This window comes from Streptomyces sp. DSM 40750, assembly GCF_024612035.1.
Lineage (GTDB): Bacteria > Actinomycetota > Actinomycetes > Streptomycetales > Streptomycetaceae > Streptomyces.
The window spans coordinates 10,328,050-10,343,433 of sequence record NZ_CP102513.1; the positions used below are offsets into that span (position 1 = coordinate 10,328,050).

Annotated in this window: 13 protein-coding genes; 4 read left to right on the forward strand and 9 right to left on the reverse strand. The window is 71.3% G+C overall.

What is annotated here, in order from left to right:
- Nucleotides 1-208: 208 nt before the first annotated feature.
- The 5 genes from JIX55_RS45240 to JIX55_RS45260 form a co-directional block, all read right to left on the reverse strand.
- A complete protein-coding gene (locus JIX55_RS45240; RefSeq protein ID WP_257569027.1) occupies nucleotides 209-550 on the reverse strand; it encodes a VOC family protein in 342 nt (113 codons plus the stop codon).
- A gap of 31 nt (nucleotides 551-581) precedes the next feature.
- The gene (locus JIX55_RS45245; RefSeq protein WP_257569028.1) at nucleotides 582-716 is read right to left on the reverse strand and encodes a hypothetical protein; all 135 of its coding nucleotides are present in this window, start codon (nucleotides 714-716) and stop codon (nucleotides 582-584) included.
- Between the two features lie 111 nt (nucleotides 717-827).
- Complete coding sequence (locus tag JIX55_RS45250; RefSeq protein ID WP_257569029.1) at nucleotides 828-2,822, reverse strand: SGNH/GDSL hydrolase family protein; 1,995 nt, start codon at nucleotides 2,820-2,822, stop codon at nucleotides 828-830.
- 168 nt (nucleotides 2,823-2,990) lie between these two features.
- Nucleotides 2,991-3,467, reverse strand: a complete 477-nt coding sequence (locus JIX55_RS45255) for an iron chaperone (RefSeq protein WP_257569030.1) — start codon at nucleotides 3,465-3,467, stop codon at nucleotides 2,991-2,993.
- Nucleotides 3,468-3,545: 78 nt separating this feature from the next.
- Nucleotides 3,546-4,052 (reverse strand): pyridoxamine 5'-phosphate oxidase family protein, encoded by a 507-nt coding sequence (locus tag JIX55_RS45260; protein WP_257569031.1) that lies wholly within the window; start codon nucleotides 4,050-4,052, stop codon nucleotides 3,546-3,548.
- Between the two features lie 260 nt (nucleotides 4,053-4,312).
- Here JIX55_RS45260 and JIX55_RS45265 point away from each other — a divergent pair, with 260 nt between their 5' ends.
- A complete protein-coding gene (locus tag JIX55_RS45265; protein WP_257569032.1) occupies nucleotides 4,313-7,228 on the forward strand; it encodes an ATP-binding protein in 2,916 nt (971 codons plus the stop codon).
- 175 nt (nucleotides 7,229-7,403) lie between these two features.
- Here JIX55_RS45265 and JIX55_RS45270 read toward each other — a convergent pair whose 3' ends face one another.
- The 4 genes from JIX55_RS45270 to JIX55_RS45285 form a co-directional block, all read right to left on the reverse strand.
- Nucleotides 7,404-8,822: a DEAD/DEAH box helicase gene (locus JIX55_RS45270; RefSeq protein WP_257569033.1), complete on the reverse strand. Its 1,419-nt coding sequence runs from the start codon at nucleotides 8,820-8,822 to the stop codon at nucleotides 7,404-7,406.
- A gap of 117 nt (nucleotides 8,823-8,939) precedes the next feature.
- Entirely contained in the window at nucleotides 8,940-9,851 is a 912-nt protein-coding gene (locus JIX55_RS45275) for a phosphatase domain-containing protein (RefSeq protein WP_257569034.1), read from the reverse strand.
- A gap of 2 nt (nucleotides 9,852-9,853) precedes the next feature.
- Nucleotides 9,854-11,062: a T4 RnlA family RNA ligase gene (locus JIX55_RS45280; RefSeq protein ID WP_257569035.1), complete on the reverse strand. Its 1,209-nt coding sequence runs from the start codon at nucleotides 11,060-11,062 to the stop codon at nucleotides 9,854-9,856.
- A 106-nt stretch (nucleotides 11,063-11,168) separates the two neighbouring features.
- Nucleotides 11,169-12,887, reverse strand: coding sequence for a VanW family protein (locus tag JIX55_RS45285; RefSeq protein ID WP_257569036.1), 1,719 nt, complete (start codon nucleotides 12,885-12,887; stop codon nucleotides 11,169-11,171).
- A 276-nt stretch (nucleotides 12,888-13,163) separates the two neighbouring features.
- Between JIX55_RS45285 and JIX55_RS45290 the strand changes: the two genes are divergently transcribed.
- The 3 genes from JIX55_RS45290 to JIX55_RS45300 all read left to right on the forward strand — a co-directional run bounded on the left by JIX55_RS45290 (nucleotide 13,164) and on the right by JIX55_RS45300 (nucleotide 15,031).
- A complete protein-coding gene (locus JIX55_RS45290) occupies nucleotides 13,164-14,006 on the forward strand; it encodes an alpha/beta fold hydrolase (protein WP_257569037.1) in 843 nt (280 codons plus the stop codon).
- Between the two features lie 423 nt (nucleotides 14,007-14,429).
- The gene (locus tag JIX55_RS45295; protein ID WP_257569038.1) at nucleotides 14,430-14,690 is read left to right on the forward strand and encodes a hypothetical protein; all 261 of its coding nucleotides are present in this window, start codon (nucleotides 14,430-14,432) and stop codon (nucleotides 14,688-14,690) included.
- Between the two features lie 29 nt (nucleotides 14,691-14,719).
- The gene (locus JIX55_RS45300; RefSeq protein WP_257569708.1) at nucleotides 14,720-15,031 is read left to right on the forward strand and encodes a hypothetical protein; all 312 of its coding nucleotides are present in this window, start codon (nucleotides 14,720-14,722) and stop codon (nucleotides 15,029-15,031) included.
- The last annotated feature ends 353 nt before the right edge of the window (nucleotides 15,032-15,384 follow it).

A 15,384-nucleotide genomic window follows, 5' to 3' on the forward strand; every position in this document is an offset into this window, starting at 1 on the left:
CGCCCCGCGCTCCGACCTCCTGCGCAACCTGGCAGGACATCACCCGCCGGATGAGCTTCGACGCGACGTCGCAGAACTTCCAGGTCGGCGACGACAGCGGCGGGTGCCTGTGCCGCGTGACCCGGGGAAGCCGCCCCCTTCGTGGCGCTCCGACGACATCAGCGCGAGGAAGTGAAGCCCCGCACGGAGCCTTCGCCTCCCGCGCAGATCAAATCGGACCGCCGCCGAACCCGATCTCGTTCCCGTCCGGATCCCGGTACGTGACCTTGCGTACGCCGTTCGCGTAGGTCTCGCGGCTGCTGGGATCCAGTCCCCGATCGCCGATCCCGGCGACACGCGTGTCGAGATCGTCGACGAAGAGGGTGTGCAGAGCGTGGCCGGCCCGCCCGGGCCGATGCTCGATGTACACATACCGGTGCTCCGCCAACTCCCACACGGCCTCCGTGTCGTTCGGGAGGAACACCGGAGGGGAACCGAGCAGCCGCTCGTACCAGTCCAGCGCTCTGGCGTAGTCGTTCACCGGGATGCCTGCGAAGAGGTCGACGGCCATGACCCCATGGTAGGTCCGGCGGCGCCCCGCCTCATTCGTCGACGTCGAGTTCCGCGTGGGTGCGGGGGCAGTTCAGGGTGATGTAGTTCTCCCCGTGGGCGGACCCGTAGCGGCCTGTGCCACCGCTGATGGCGGTCTTGGCGGCCTTGGCGGCCGTGGCGGTCACCGGCCTCGACGTGCCGGGGCTCTGCGTCGAACCGGAGGAAGCCCGCCCGCACCCCGACCGGGGAGCGGCGGGCGCGGGCGGCGCGGGTGTCGTGCTGTCACGCGGTGTGTGTCAGGTGCCGATTCTGGCGGCGATGATCGGGGCGAGACGGTCGGCGATGGCGCGGTGACCCTGGTCGTTGGGGTGGACGGAGTCGGTGAGGTCGCCGGCGCCCAGCCAGCCCGTGGTGTCGACGAAGGACAGCCGGGAGTCGCCGCCGGCGACCGCCGCCTGGACGGCGGCCTCGGTCTGCGGAACGTACCGTCCCCGGAAGGTCTCCAACGCGAAGATCCAGGCCCCCGGGTGGGCGGCGCGGACCTTGCGCAACAGACTGCTGTAGGCCGTCTGGAACTGCGCCGAACCGACCCCGTGTCCCACGTCGTTGGTGCCGAGGTTGATGACGACGGCGTCGGCCCGGTAGCGGGCGGCGTCCCAGTCGGGCGTGGCCGCGTTGGGGTTGAGCTTGGTGTACTGCCGCTCCAGGCCCACGCATCCGTCCGCCGCGGCGACGAGACAGGCGCCGCCCTGGGCGATCTGCGTGTGCTCGGTGCCGAGCCGCTCCCCGATCAACCAGCCGTAGGCGGTACGGGCGTTCTGGGAGGTCGTCGTGCCCACGGTGATCGAGTCGCCCACGAACTCGATCAGTTCGGCCGGCGCGGACGGGGCGAAGGTCGTCGCGCCGCTGTCCAGGACCAGACCCTGGAAGACGGCGTCACCGCGATAGGAGCCCGCCACCACCTGGTAGTTGACCTGGAGGGTGTGCCGGCCGGCCGACAGCGCGGTCGGCGTCAGGTTCACCGTCCCCTTCACGTCGTCGTAGAACTTCACGGGCCCGTCGTCGATCCGCGCCCAGAAGTCGATCGTGCCGCGCTGCTGCAGTTGGACGGTCCGGCCGGTGAAGCCGACACGGTAGTAGGCACCGGCCCAGTACGGCGTGTACGCGGTGGCGGAGCTCGCCGTGTCCCAGCGCCCGACGAACTTGATGTTCGGGTCGCCGGGCCGGCCGGGAGCCGCCTCCTTCACGGACGTGGTGGACGTGCTGTCGAGGGCCGCGCCGATGACGGGAGCCAGACGGTTCGCGAACTTGGTGTGGCCCGCCTCGTTGGGGTGTCCGTTGCCGTCCTCGTAGTCGGTGCCGTCGGTGAGCCAGCCCGTCGTGTCGACGTAACGGACCCTGGCGTCACCGGCGTTGTTGCGTGCGGTGACGGCGGCCCTGGTCTCGGTGACGTACCGCTTCTTGAGGGTCTGCACCGCGAAGAGGACCGCGTCCGGGTACGTGGCGCGGATGTCGCGCAGGAACACGGTGTACGCCGACTGGAACGCGGCGCCGGACACCCCCTGCCCGATGTCGTTGGTGCCGAGGTTGATGACGACCGCGCTCGCCCGGTAGCGGGAGAAGTCCCAGTCCGTGGCACCGGTGCTGGCCGCCTTGAAGAACTGGGAGCCCAGACCGGTGCACCCGGACTGGGCGACGAGGCAGTAGCCGGAGCGGGCGATCTGGGTGTGCCGCATGCCCAGCCGCTCGCCGGTCTTCCAGGCGTACGAGTCGAGCGCCAGCCGGTCGGTGAGGGCACCGGCGGTGATGGAGTCGCCGACGAACTCGACGAGACCGGACGACGCGCTCGGAGCGACCGTGCGGGCACCGGAGTCCAGGACCAGGCCCTGGAAGACCGTGTCCCCGGAACGGTAGGTGATCCGCAGGGTGTGGGTGCCCGACGGCAGGGGCTGGGGAGTGAGGTTCACCGTGCCGCGTACGCCCGCGTGGAAGACGTCGGTACCGCCGTCGATACTCACGTAGAGGTTGACCGCGTCCCTGGCCTTCACCTTCACTGTGGTGCCGGTGAAGGACGTCTGCACATACGCACCGGTCCAGTTGGCGACGGCCGTCGTACCGGAACCGGTGTCCCAGCGGCCGACGTAGGCGATGTTGGGGTCGGAGACCGAACCGTCGCCCGGCGCGGCATGCGCCGGGGTGACGGCGGTCAGCGACAGCAGACAGGCGACGAGAACCGCCGTGAGGACGGCCGCCAGGCCTTGTCTTCTGGATATGTGGGGGGAAGTCTGCATGGGGATCCTTTCTCACCGGGAAGTGGGAGCGCTCCCATGAACAGCCTCCCCAACAGAAGCAGTGAAACGATTCACGGTCAAGGGGTGCCGCAGGGGCGGAAGTTGGCCCGTCCCGGGCCGTGCCGACGCGGTCTCAGCCCGCCGCCTTCCTGCCGTACGGACGCGGTCTCAGCCCGCTGCCTTCCTGATGAGCTCGGCGATCCGTGCCTCCGTGTCGGCGGTCAGTTCCGTCAGGGCGTACGTCGTGGGCCACATGGCACCTTCGTCGAGCCGCGCCTGATCGCTGAAGCCGAGAGTCGCGTACCTGGTCCTGAACTTCTGCGCGCTCTGGAAGAAGCAGACGACCTTGCCGTTCCTGGCGTACGCGGGCATCCCGTACCAGAGCTTCGGTGAGAGGTCCGGCGCGGCGGACCTGACGATCTCGTGGAGCCGCTCGGCGAGGACACGGTCCGCGTCCGCCATCCCGGCGATCTTCGCGAGCACATCGCTCTCCCCGTCAGCCTTGGCCGTGCGCGGACTGCGACGCGCGGACGCCTTCAGCTCCTGGGCGTGTTCCTTCATCGCGTCGCGTTCCTCGGCCGTGAACCCGTCGAACTCCTTCTCGGTGGTGCCGCTGCTCCGGGTGGGCTTCCGCGTGTTCGTCATGTCAGGGTTTCCTTCCTCGCACAATGTGATGGTGAATCTCGTGCCGGGCTGTGCCACCTTGTCGGTGGCTTCTCGCGGTCAGTCGAGCCAGCGGCCGTCGCGCATCAGCTCACGCCCCGTCAACTCGTCGGCCTCGCGCCAGGCCTGGACGCGGCGCGGGGTGATACGGAACCAGCGGTACGTCGTGGCCGAAGCGCGCGGGTCGAAGCCGGTGCGCGCGGCGAACCGGTCCCCCCGTTCCTGCGGCAGCGCGTCGATCTCCAGGACCTCGACCTCGCCCTCGATCATGGACACGTCGCGGGTGGGGCCCAGCCCCAGCCGAGTGGTCCCGGTGGCGGCAAGGTTCCCGCCGGTCGGGCTGTCGGCCGGCGTGGCCACCAAGAGGGTCTCGCCGTCCCAGTCGAAGGACAGCGGCACCAGATACGGCACCCCGTCCGCCGAGGCACTGGCCACCCAGACGTCGACGTCATGGGCGAGCCGGTGCTCGGTGTCACGGCGACGCACGGCGCGGGGGCGCGGGCCCGCACTCGTCCGGTCCTGGGTCTGCTCCAGAACGTCGGATCCCGTAGCGGGCGAGCCGGTCATGGTCACTCCTGTCGGTCGGGGGCCACGACCGGCCCGGTGTCCCGCCGGGCTCGATCGCCGCTCGATCTCTGTGGTCACAGCCTCTCCCGGCCGCGCTACGGCCCGCCTCCGTGGCGACCACGGAAACCACCACGGAGACCGCCACGGAGACCATCACGGAGAGCGCCGTCGAGGCTGCTGCGGAACCATCACGGAGACCGCCGCCGAGACCGCTGCGGAACCATCACGGAGACCCGCACGGGTGAACGGATAATGGGCCGATGTCCAGTCCAGTGGTCTCGGCTCGGGAAGCCGAAGTGCTCGCGCTGCTCGGAGAGCACCTCAGCAACGCGGAGATCTCCGCGCGGCTGTTCATCTCCGTACGCACGGTCGAGTCACATGTCTCCGCCCTGCTGCGCAAGCTGGAGGTCCCGGACCGGCGGGCGCTCTCCCGGCGCGCGGCCGAACTCGCCCGCACCGAACGGCCGCGCCCGGCACCCGCTCTCCCCGCACCGCTGACCGCGTTCGTCGGCCGGGCACGGGAGCGCGCGGAGCTGGCCGAGGCGGTGAAGACGCGACGACAGGTGACCGCGGTCGGTCCGGGCGGGGTGGGCAAGACCCGCCTCGCGCTGGCGGTGGCGGCGGACGCGGCCGACGACTTCGCCGACGGGGTGTGGTTCGTCGACCTGGCACCCGTCACCGACCCGGGGCGTGTGGGCGCGGCGATCGCGTCGGCCGTGGGGGTGGGCGAACAGCCCGGGCGCGGTATCGACGAGTCGGTGCTCGCCGCGCTGGCGGACCGCCAGGCGCTGCTGGTGATGGACAACTGCGAGCAGATACGCGACGGGGTCGCGCCGTTCCTGGAACGGCTGCTGGTGGCCTGCCCGGGGCTGCGGGTGCTCGCGACGAGCCGGTCCCGGATGATGGTGCCGTTCGAGTGGGTCTTCCCGGTGCCGCCGCTGTCCTGGGACGACGGCGGCGAGTCGGAGGCCGTCACCCTCTTCATGGAACGGGCGGCGGCGGTCGGCCGGCCACCCGAACCGGCGGTACGCGACCGGATCGCGGCCATCTGTGAACGGCTCGACGGCATGGCCCTGGCCATCGAACTCGCGGCGGCACGATGGCCCACCCTCGGCCTGGACGGTCTCACGGCAGGCCTCTCCGACCAGCTGCGGATCCTCGCCGGCGGCTCCCGCGCGGACGATCGGCACCGGTCGGTGCGCGCGGCGCTGGACTGGAGCCACGACCTGCTTCAGCCGCAGGACCGGGCGTTGCTGCGCCGGATCTCGGTCTACGTTCTGCCGTTCACCGCCGAGGCGGCCACCACCGTGGCCGGGTTCGCCCCGTTGGATCCCGCCGCGGTCGCCGACGGGCTCGGCCGACTCGCCGAACAGAGCCTGCTCACCGCGACACCGTCCGCGACCGGCACCCGCTACCGGGCGCTGGAGACGATCCGCCAGTACGGGACCGAGCGGCTCGCCGACACCGGTGAGCTGACGGACGTCCGATCCCGCCACCTGGATTGGTGCCTGGCCGGCGCGACCGCCCTCACAGCAGCCGAAGGCCCGGATCGGCGCGCGCGGTTCGACGCGATGGCGGAGGATCTCCGAGCCGCCCTCATCTGGGCCGCCGACCGGCCGGAGCAGCGCGCGGACGCCCACCGTCTCGCCCTCGCCCTCGCCGAACTGACCTTCACCCGCAACCTGCTCGGCGAGTCCCAGCAGCGGTACGAGCAGGCGGCGGCGCTCGCGGGTGACGTCGGCGACTCCCGCGATGAGGCGGGTGCCGCCGCCGCGCTGCGGGAGGCCGCCGGGGTGGCCGGCTGCCGCAGGCTCGGCGACGACATGTTCCGCCTGCACCGTGCCGCCGCGGAGGCCGCGCGCCGGGCCGGCGACACCGCCGGCGAAGCCCGCGACCTGGCGGCCGCCGCCACCGTCGCGTACCGCTTCTCCAGCGAGTTCACACGGATCCCCGCCGTGGACGAGGCGACCGCCCTGCTCGCGGCGGCACGAGAACTGTCCGCCGACAGCGACAGCGACAGCGACAGCGACAGCAACAGCGGCAGCGGCAGCGGCGGTGAACCCGCGGCCGACCCGGCCACCGCCGCGGCTGTCGCCCTGGCCGAGGCGGCGGTGATCGCCGATGCCTTCGGCGCGGTCCAGGGAGACGCGGACAACACCGCGCAGGAGACGGTGGAGTACGCCGAACGAGCCGTCGAACTCGCCCGGCGGGCGGGCGACCCGGTGGCCGAGTCCGCCGCCCTCGACGCGCTCTCCGGCGCCCGGACCTGGGCCGGTGAATCCTTCGGTGCCGCGGCCGCCGCCCGGCGCCGGATCGACATCCTCGCTTCCGTACCGCGCACCCCCGGCAGTACGCACGAACGGATGGACGCCCTCGCCATGGCCGCCGGAACGGCCCTCGGCGTGGGTGATCTGCCGCAGGCCCGCCGGTGGGGCAGACAACTCGCCGACCACCCGCTGTTCGCCGAGGTGGAACACCACGCCACGTCCTGGCTCCTGGTCGCGGACGCGTTCGCGGGCAACGCCGACGACGTACTCACCGGCAGCGTGCGATTCCTCGACGCATGGCAGCGCAGCGGCCGCCAGCGGTCGTTCTCCCTCGGCCCCGCCGCCGCGTCGGTCGCCATGATCCACGGCCTGCGCGGCGACCAGGACGCCCGGGCGACCTGGCTCGCGATCGTGGACGAGGCGGGCACCTCAGCAGAGCACCACCATGGCTACGGCGCGGTCTTCGACGCCATGGTCCTCCTCCACCACGGGGATCCGGCTGCGGCTCTGGAACGGCTCGCACCGGAACCGGACCGGGTGTGGAAGTGGGTCTCCTGGATCTGGCTCCACTGGTACGTGGCCCTCCGGGCCGAGGCCTCGGTCCTCGCCGGCCACCCGGATGCCCGCAGCCGCCTCGACGCCGCCCGGAAACTGGTCACCGGAAACCCGGTCGCCACCGCCCAACTGGACCGGGCGCGGGCACTCCTGGACGGCGACCTGCCACGCCGACTCGCCACCGCGACGGCATTCGACGCGGCGGGCTGCCCCTACCAGTCGGCCCGCACGCTCCTGCTCGCCGGCAACGGCCACACCGCCGCCGGCACGGCAGCCCTCACCGACCTCGGCCTCGCTCCCACCGATGGATCAAACGGGCAGATGGGAGGTGTCGTCCGTCGTGACGACCGATGAGTGATGCCGCCCTGTCGGGTCCACACCACATCGAGACCAGCAGGCCGACCACCTCACCTTGTCCGACGTCCTGCCGACGCGGACCGAACCGCGGATGGCCCGAGTGATCGGCATGCTCGGCACCCCGGAGGCCACCCACCTCCGCTACCGCGTCCATCGCTCAAGGGAGGCGGAGTCAGCGGCCCTTGCGTACCCGGGCCGCCGCGCGGGCTTCCGCGGTCTTGCGGGCCTCGGCTGCTTTGCGGGACTCCTTCGCGGGGCGGCCCGGACGCGTGCCGAGACCACGGAAGGGGGCGTTGCCGCCGCTGGTCTTCGTCCCGGTCGGAGGACGCTTCGCGCCGGTGAGGGCGGTCAGCTTCTCCTCGCCGGAGCGCACCTGTGTGACCGTCGGTCGGATTCCGGCGTCGGACATCATCCGGTTCACATCGCGCCGCTGGTTGGGGGTGACCAGGGTGACCACCTTCCCGGACTCCCCGGCACGCGCCGTACGCCCGCCACGGTGGAGGTAGTCCTTGGCGTCGGCAGGCGGGTCGACATTGACGACGAGGTCGAGCGCGTCGATGTGGATGCCCCGCGCCGCGACATTGGTGGCCACCAGCACGGTGATCTCACCGTCCTTGAACTGGCCGAGCGTGTGCGTGCGTTGCGGCTGCGACTTCCCGCTGTGCAGGGCGCTGGCCCGTACGCCGCTGGCCCGCAGATGACGGGTGAACTGGTCCACACCGGCCTTGGTGTCCAGGAACATCAGCACCCGGCCGTCCCGCGCGGCGATCTCGGTCGCGGTCGCGTACTTGTCAGCGGCGTGGATGTTCAGCACATGGTGTTCCATCGTGGTGACCGAGCCCGCGACCCGGTCGACCGAGGCGAGCACCGGGTCGTGCAGATAGCCCCGCACCAGCTGGTCGACGTCGCGGTCGAGCGTGGCGGAGAACAGCAGCCGCTGCCCGTCGGAGCGGACCTGGTCCAGGATCTCCGAGACCTGCGGGAGGAACCCCAGGTCGCACATCTGGTCCGCCTCGTCCAGGACCGTGATCCGCACCTGATTCAGGTGGCAGTCCCGGCGCGACACCAGGTCGGCCAGCCGCCCCGGCGTCGCGATGACCACCTCGGCGCCGGTCCGCAGCAGCGCCGACTGCTTGTTGATCGACAGCCCGCCGACCACCGTCGCCAGTCGCACCTTCAGCGTCTGCGCGTACGGCGCCAGCGCGTCGTTCACCTGCTGGGCGAGCTCCCGGGTCGGCACCAGGACCAGTCCGAGCGGCCGCTTCGACTCCGCCCGCAGACCCGCCGTCCGGACGAGCAGCGCGAGCCCGAAAGCCAGCGTCTTGCCGGAGCCGGTCCGCGCGCGGCCGAGGACGTCGCGGCCGGCCAGCGCGTTGGGCAGGGTCGCCGCCTGGATCGGGAAGGGCTCCGTCACCCCGAGGCCGGTCATCGTCGTCACCAGCTCCGGCGGCAGCCCGAGCACGTCGAAGGACTCGGCCGGCGGCAGGCCCGGGGACACCGTCTGCGGCGTCGAGACTTCGCCCTGCGGCGCTGTCGCCCGCCGGGGCTTGCCGGCGGGGGAGAGCCCGGAGGCCGGCGGCTTCGCGTTCATGGGGAACCTTCCTGGTGTGGCGCCCGGAACGCGCCGGGGCCCGTACCCCTTGGTACGGGCCCCGGCGGTGTCGAAGCGTGCCCCCATTTTACCAGCGGGCGCCCGGGTGCCCGACGGCTAGAAGTCGCCGTAGTTGACCTGCCACGTCGGCAGGCCCATACGGCGCCACACGGCGACCACGCGGTCGCGGTCGTCGAGGGAGACCCGTACGGCGAAGCGGTGCCGTACGTGCCGGTCGAAGAGCTCGGCCTTCACCACGTCGTCGCGGCGCCCGTCGCCGGCGGCGCGCATCCACAGCTCGTCGTACGGGACCTCGTGCGCACGCAGCCACGACTCCGTCCGGCCGCGGTGCTCCTCACCGCGGCCGGAGAGCAGGACGATGACATCGCCGTCGGCCTTCCGGAAGGAGTTCAGCGCCCCGCGCACCGACACGTTGAGCAGATCCTCCTCGCAGCGTGTGAAGTCGTACGCGCCCCGGTCGCCCCTGAGGGCGAGTGTGCCGTCGATGTCGCACATGACGGCCGAGGGCAGTGCCGGGTCGGCGGCGTACGGCTCGACTGAGGGCTGGTCGTTCAGCCACTCCGCGGTGAGCCGCCAGCCGCCCCTGCGGGACTTCGTGTGCTTGTCGGCGAGGATCCGGATGATCTCCTCGCCGACCGGCCTCTCCCGCTCGGCGTCGCGTCGTACACACTCCTCCACGGGTACGTCGGTGAAGTCGTGCACGACGAAGGTGGCCTGCCCCGCCACCGCCGCCTTCAGCCGCTTCGGTATGTGCGGCGTCATGTGCGTGTTGTCCACCACGACGTCGAAACCGCCGTCGACGGCCGCCCGCACCGCCGCGTCCTGGATCGCCAGCACGGTCTGCTCATGCGCGTACGACCGGCGCTCGGGTGCCGGGATGTCGAGCATCGTCCGCAGATCGTCGAGGTTGACGCGACGTATCCGGCCCTCGGACTCCGCCTGCAGCTTGCGCGCGGCGGTCGTCTTCCCCGAGGCCGGAAGCCCCGTCATGACGTGTACCTCGGGCACGGTCAGTTCTCCTCGTCGGTCTTGAACGGGTCGGACGCCTCCGGCCGGGCGGAACGGTACGTCACGAGCTCGGTCGGGCGCCCGTCCAGGCGCAGGAACATGGCGGGGCGCACGGCCGCGTCGGGCAGCTCCTTCACCGCGCGGGCGAAGGCTCCCCGGTCACCGGCGAGAGGGGCGAGGGACCGGAACGCCTCGTCGATCGCCCGCTCACGGTCGGCCACCTGCTTCTCGATGCCCGCGACGACACCGCGCACCCAGGCGTCGAACTCGTCGGGCACCTGCTCCAGCAGCGCGTCCAGCGGCCGGCCGGCGGACGCGTCGATGTCCTCGGCCGAGCAGCCCAGCGCCTGGGCCACCTGCTTGGCCGGCAGGCCCGCGAACCGCTGGATGCCGTGACCGCGCCAGATGTCCCGCTCGGTCACGCCGGTGAGCACCTTGTGCAGCCGGACGTACTCCGCGAACTTGGCCTTGGCCCGGACGCCCGAGGCGAAGCGCAGCACGAACCCCTCCGCGTCGGTGCCCGTGGCAGGCCCGCCACCGGGCCGCCGGTTGGCCTCGGCCATGGCCAGCAACTCGGCGAGCGGCATCGCGGGCCAGACCGTGACGACCGACCCGATGCCACGCCAGCCGGCCGCGGCCTCCGCCAGGGCGACCTCGGTGCCGTCCTTGGCGAACGCGGCCAGCAGCACCACATCCCGACGGTCGCCGTAGTCGACGACGATCCGGTTCTCCGGGTACAGGATCTCGGCGAGGTAGGTCACCCCGGGCATGAGGCCGGACGTGTCCTTCGCGTCGAGCAGACGCTGCGCCCAGGTCGCCTGGGTGCTGATGAACGAACCCTTGGACGCGACCCGCCACCGGCCGGCGTAGTGGAACACCACGGCCAGGCTGCCGTCGACCTTGTCGTACACCTCGAACGGCTCGTCCGGGAGGCTCGGAGCATAGGGCTGGCCGGCCTCGTGCTCACCGACGTTGAAGAACTTCGGCAGCGGAAGCGCGACGATCTCACCGGTGCTGTCGTCGGCCACGAGGCCGCGGCAGCGCGTGGTCACCCGGTTCCACACCCGCTCGTACTGGCATGTCCTCGTGTACGTGTAGATGGACAGCGGCAGTTCCGGGTGCGGCTTGCGCGTGACATGCCCCGCGTCGAGCGCCGCCGCCAACTCCTGCGGCGGCAGCAGCTCATGAAGAGTCAGGTGGGCCTGGCTCATGGTGGTCCTCCCCTTGCTGATCCCTGATTGTCACGTGGGGGAGGCCCGTCGAACACCGATTTTCTCCACGGACCCGGAGGGAAGGAGCGCAGGTCACTTCACCTGGTCACTCGCAGATGATCTCGTCGCGCGGGGTGTAGTGGGTGCGGAACGGTTCCCGCTTCACCGCCTTGCCGTCGTCGTAGAAGACCCGCTCCACGGTGACGTCGAAGCCCTCGAGCGGGGTCTGCGGCACGCACTCCTTGTCCGTGCTCGTCTTCTGAGCCGGCTGCTTCACCTGGGTGCGTGGTCCCTTGACCGACCTGACCTCGTCGTACTTCTTGGTGCCCAGGAAAGCGACGGTCACGGAGGTGTCGGTCGACTCGGCCTGGATGTACAGGGCGTTGCCGGAGTCGTTGGTGAACCTCAGATCGAGGCTGCCCCAGGCGACGGTGGCCTCACGGCCTTCCGGGTAGCGCTCGATGTAGAAGGAGTGGGCGCCGTACTCCACGGGCTTGACCCCGGCGAAGAACATCGCGTTGAAGACGGTCGTGGCGACGGCGGAGACACCGCCACCGGACGCCTTGGTGAACTGGTCGTTCAGGATCATGATGCCTTCGACGAACCCGTTGGCCTCGGTTCGTTCGCCGACGGTCCGGTTGAAGCTCCAGGTCTCGCCCGGCATGACGACGGAGCCGTTGATGAGCTCCACAGCCCGGCCCACGTTCGTCGTGCGGTACGCGGCGGGTTCGAAGTTGACGGTGAAGGAGGACATCTTCTCTGTCAGCCCCAGCCGCGTGGCGTTCTCGCGGGTCACCTCCGGCTGGATCTGCCGCGTCACCACCTCGCCGGTGCGTGCGGAGCCCGACTTCGTGAGCAGCGGCAGCACCGCCTTGCCCAGCGCCTTGTCCGTGACTTCCATGCCGGGTCTGCCGTCTCCGGACACCACGGCTCTGTCGCCGTCGAGCCGGAGGCTGGCGTTCTCGGCCGGACCGGTGATCTCTGCGAGGGGGCGGGCCACGGTGGGCGCGGCGCGCAGGCCCTTGCCGTCGAGTTTCGGCGTCAGCCTGCCCGTGTCGTCGGGCCGCATCGTCAGGTACTCGCTGAGCACGGCCTGATCGATCGTGAACCGTTGGCCGCCCGCCGTGAGCACGACCGGCGCCGAGACGGCCGGCCGCGCGAACTCCCGTACCGCCCGTTGTACCTCTGCCGCCGTGACCTTCGGCCTGGTCTCGCGGGTGGGCAGAGCCGTGGCCCGGTCCGCTGTGCCGTCCAGGAAGGAGGTACGCAGGGTGCCGACCGCCGCCTCCACGTCCAGCGCGTACCCGCGGCGTGGGGCGACTTCCCTGACCTGACCGCCCGCGAACGTGACGGCGCCGTCACGCACCGTCTGGTCGAGTGTCGTCGCCAGCTTGCCCAGGGCGGCGCGCGCCTTGTCCTCGTCGACGCGTACGACCGGCTCGACGTCACCGCCCGAGCGGAAGAATCCGCCGATCACACTGAACGGATCGGCTCCGGTGCGCGCGGCCCGGTCAACGGTCTGCTGAGCGTCGAAGGCGAGTCCGGCCTGGCGCGGAGCGACGGTGCCCGTGCGGTCGCCGACCTTCACGGCCAGTTTCCGCGAGCCGGCCTCCGCCAGGTGTTTCTCCAGCTTCGAGGTGGCCTCCGCACGGCTCAGACCCCCGATCTCCACACCACGCACGGTCGTACCGGCTTCGACCTCCCCGCCGGTCAGCAGCAGCCCGGCGACGTAAAGACCGCCGAAGGCGACGGTCAGAGCACCACCTGCCAGGGCGAGGGGCGGAACAGAACCAGTCCGCGAGGCGGAGGTTATTCGGAGGCGCATGGGTCTCCTGGACGATGGACAGCACGGTGCACCCGATGACGCAACGCTGTGTGCAGAACAAGCAAGCGCATCAAACTATCCACAATCGGGCGCCGTATGGGTATGCCCCAGATCACGTCGGGCAACATCGACGGAGAGGGGACAGGAGGCGCGCGAGCGTTTTTACGCGAGTGCCGGAACGGGTGGGGGAGCGGCTGGAGTCCATCGGCGGGCGGGAGTTCGCGTGCTCAGAAGCAGCACGCCGTGCCGTAGAAGCGAGGGAGGGGGAGTTCGCCCATGACCGCGATGCACGTGACGGTGTGGGATGAGACCGGAGGCGAGGGAGTTCCCGCGGTCTTCGTGCACAACATTTTCACGTGGGGCAGCGACGAGTTGTACGGCTTCGCGGCCCAGCGGCCGCTGGCCGACCGCTGTCGCCTGCTGCTGGTGGACCGCCGTGGCTACGGCCGCAGCCCCGACACCGACCGCAGCGACTTCGACACCGATGCCGACGACTTGGTGGAACTGCTGACGGGGCAGGCCGGCGGCGCGCATCTGGTCGGCCACGGCAACGGCGGTGTGGCAGCCATGCTGGCCGCAGGGCGCCGCCCCGACCTCGTACGCTCTCTGACGCTGATCCAGCCTTCCGCGTTCTCCGCGGCCGCCGCTCACCCGGTGATCGAGGCCATGCTGCACCGGGTGGGCGGCGGCACCGGTGTGCCGGAGTCGGTGACGCCGGAGCAGTACCTGCGCGCCTCCACGGAGGGCATCGGCATGGCCGCGCCCGACCCCACCCCGCAGCGCCTTCGCGCCGTGGCCACCTCGATGCGAGAACGCCCGATATGGGAGGCGAACGTGCCGCTGGAACCGCTGCGAGCCGCCCCCTGGCCGACCCTGGTGATCCGCGGAGACTGGCGGGACGCACCGGAGCTGTACCGCGCGTACGTCGGCGAAGCGCTGATCGCCTGCGCGGAGGCCGTGGCCGACGCAGTCGGCGCCCGACTGCTCCGAGTCCCCGGCTACTACCCGCACACCCAGCAACCCGCCACCGTCAACGCCGCCCTACGCGAACTGTGGAGCCGGCCGACGCCGGACGCCTGGCCGAAGGACGGTTCCCAGGACTCCCCGGGCCAGTGGTAGGTCACGCGGCCCTCGGACGGCGGTCGTGGGCGGTGTAGACGGGACGAGCCGCCCGCCGAAGGTGAGCGAGACCGCGAGCCCGGCGTCGTTCATCCCGTCCAGCAGGCCCCAGCCCGTGTCCTGCATTCCGATCACCGGACGGAGGAAGCGGGTGGAGACGATGCGGTCATCTGCTGCCGGCCCATGGCATGCCGCACCGGATCAGGCGTGGCTGCGGGGGAGCACGGAGGCACTCGCAGGCTGGCGGTAGCGGCGGGACAGCCGGAGTAGAGTGAAAAGTGGACCGGGAGTTCTGGAGGCCTGTGCCTCATCGCTCCTGCGCCGGTGTCGTGCTCGGCGAGCAGTACGCGCCGTGACGTGGAAGAAGCGCCCCGCCCCGACATCGGTCGGGCTCCCTGACCTCCGCCGAAGGGATGTGAGGACGTGGAGATCGTCTTCACCGTCGTCGCGATCATCGCCATGATCATGCTCGGCATGCTGCTGATCCACTCCCTGAACGCCAAGCACGATGAGCGGATCGCGGTGTTCCGCTACAGCGACGCCCTGCCGGGGACCGGCCGAAGGAGCCGTAGGCCCCGGCCGTCGGCAGGACCCGCCGAGTCGCCCGGCTCGCCCGGCGCCACCGCTCACCGCGAGTCCGACGACGGGGACGAAAACCGAGACGGAGGCGGAGACGGCCGGTGAACCTCGTCGTCCCGATGAGCGAGGCCACCATGGAACCGTTGGAAGCACCCACCCACCCGCCCCATCCGACCCTCGAACCCTCCCCGGGGTATGCCGAGGTGCGCGTCGTGGCCGCGTCCCCCGAAGTCGCCCGTCGGGTCGCGGAGGTTCTCCGCCGTTGCTTCGCCTCCGACGAGCAGCGCAGCTACCCGGCCGGCCGAGGCGGCGGAACCCGGCTCCATCTCACCGTGGACACCACCCGCCCCGCGGAACCGGCCCGGTCCTGGCTGGTGGCCAGCCAGTCCTCGGAGAGCGACCACGAGCAGACGGACGAGATCCGAGATCCGAGGTCGGCGCTCTGAGCCCGAGCCTGCTGGGGCGCCCTGCATCTACCGACGACCACGCAAGGTGGCGGTCCCCTGGTCGAAGACGGCCCAGGCCACTCCGCGCGTCGGCCGACCGGGCCCACCCGCGTTCCTCGCCCATGCCGGAAGAATGTTTCGGTCATACGATGACAAGCGGGCCAGGGTGCTCTCACGTCCCAGGACCCGGAAGGGCGGCCTCGGTGTCTGACGCGCCGGGGCCGTTGCACCACCGGGCGGCGCGCGGACAGCGAGCCCCGCGGACTGGAACCAGGCTGACGGGGAGAGCCGAAGAGACAGGGACCGACCCGGACAGGGACCGACCCGGACAGGGACCGACCCGGACAGGGCCC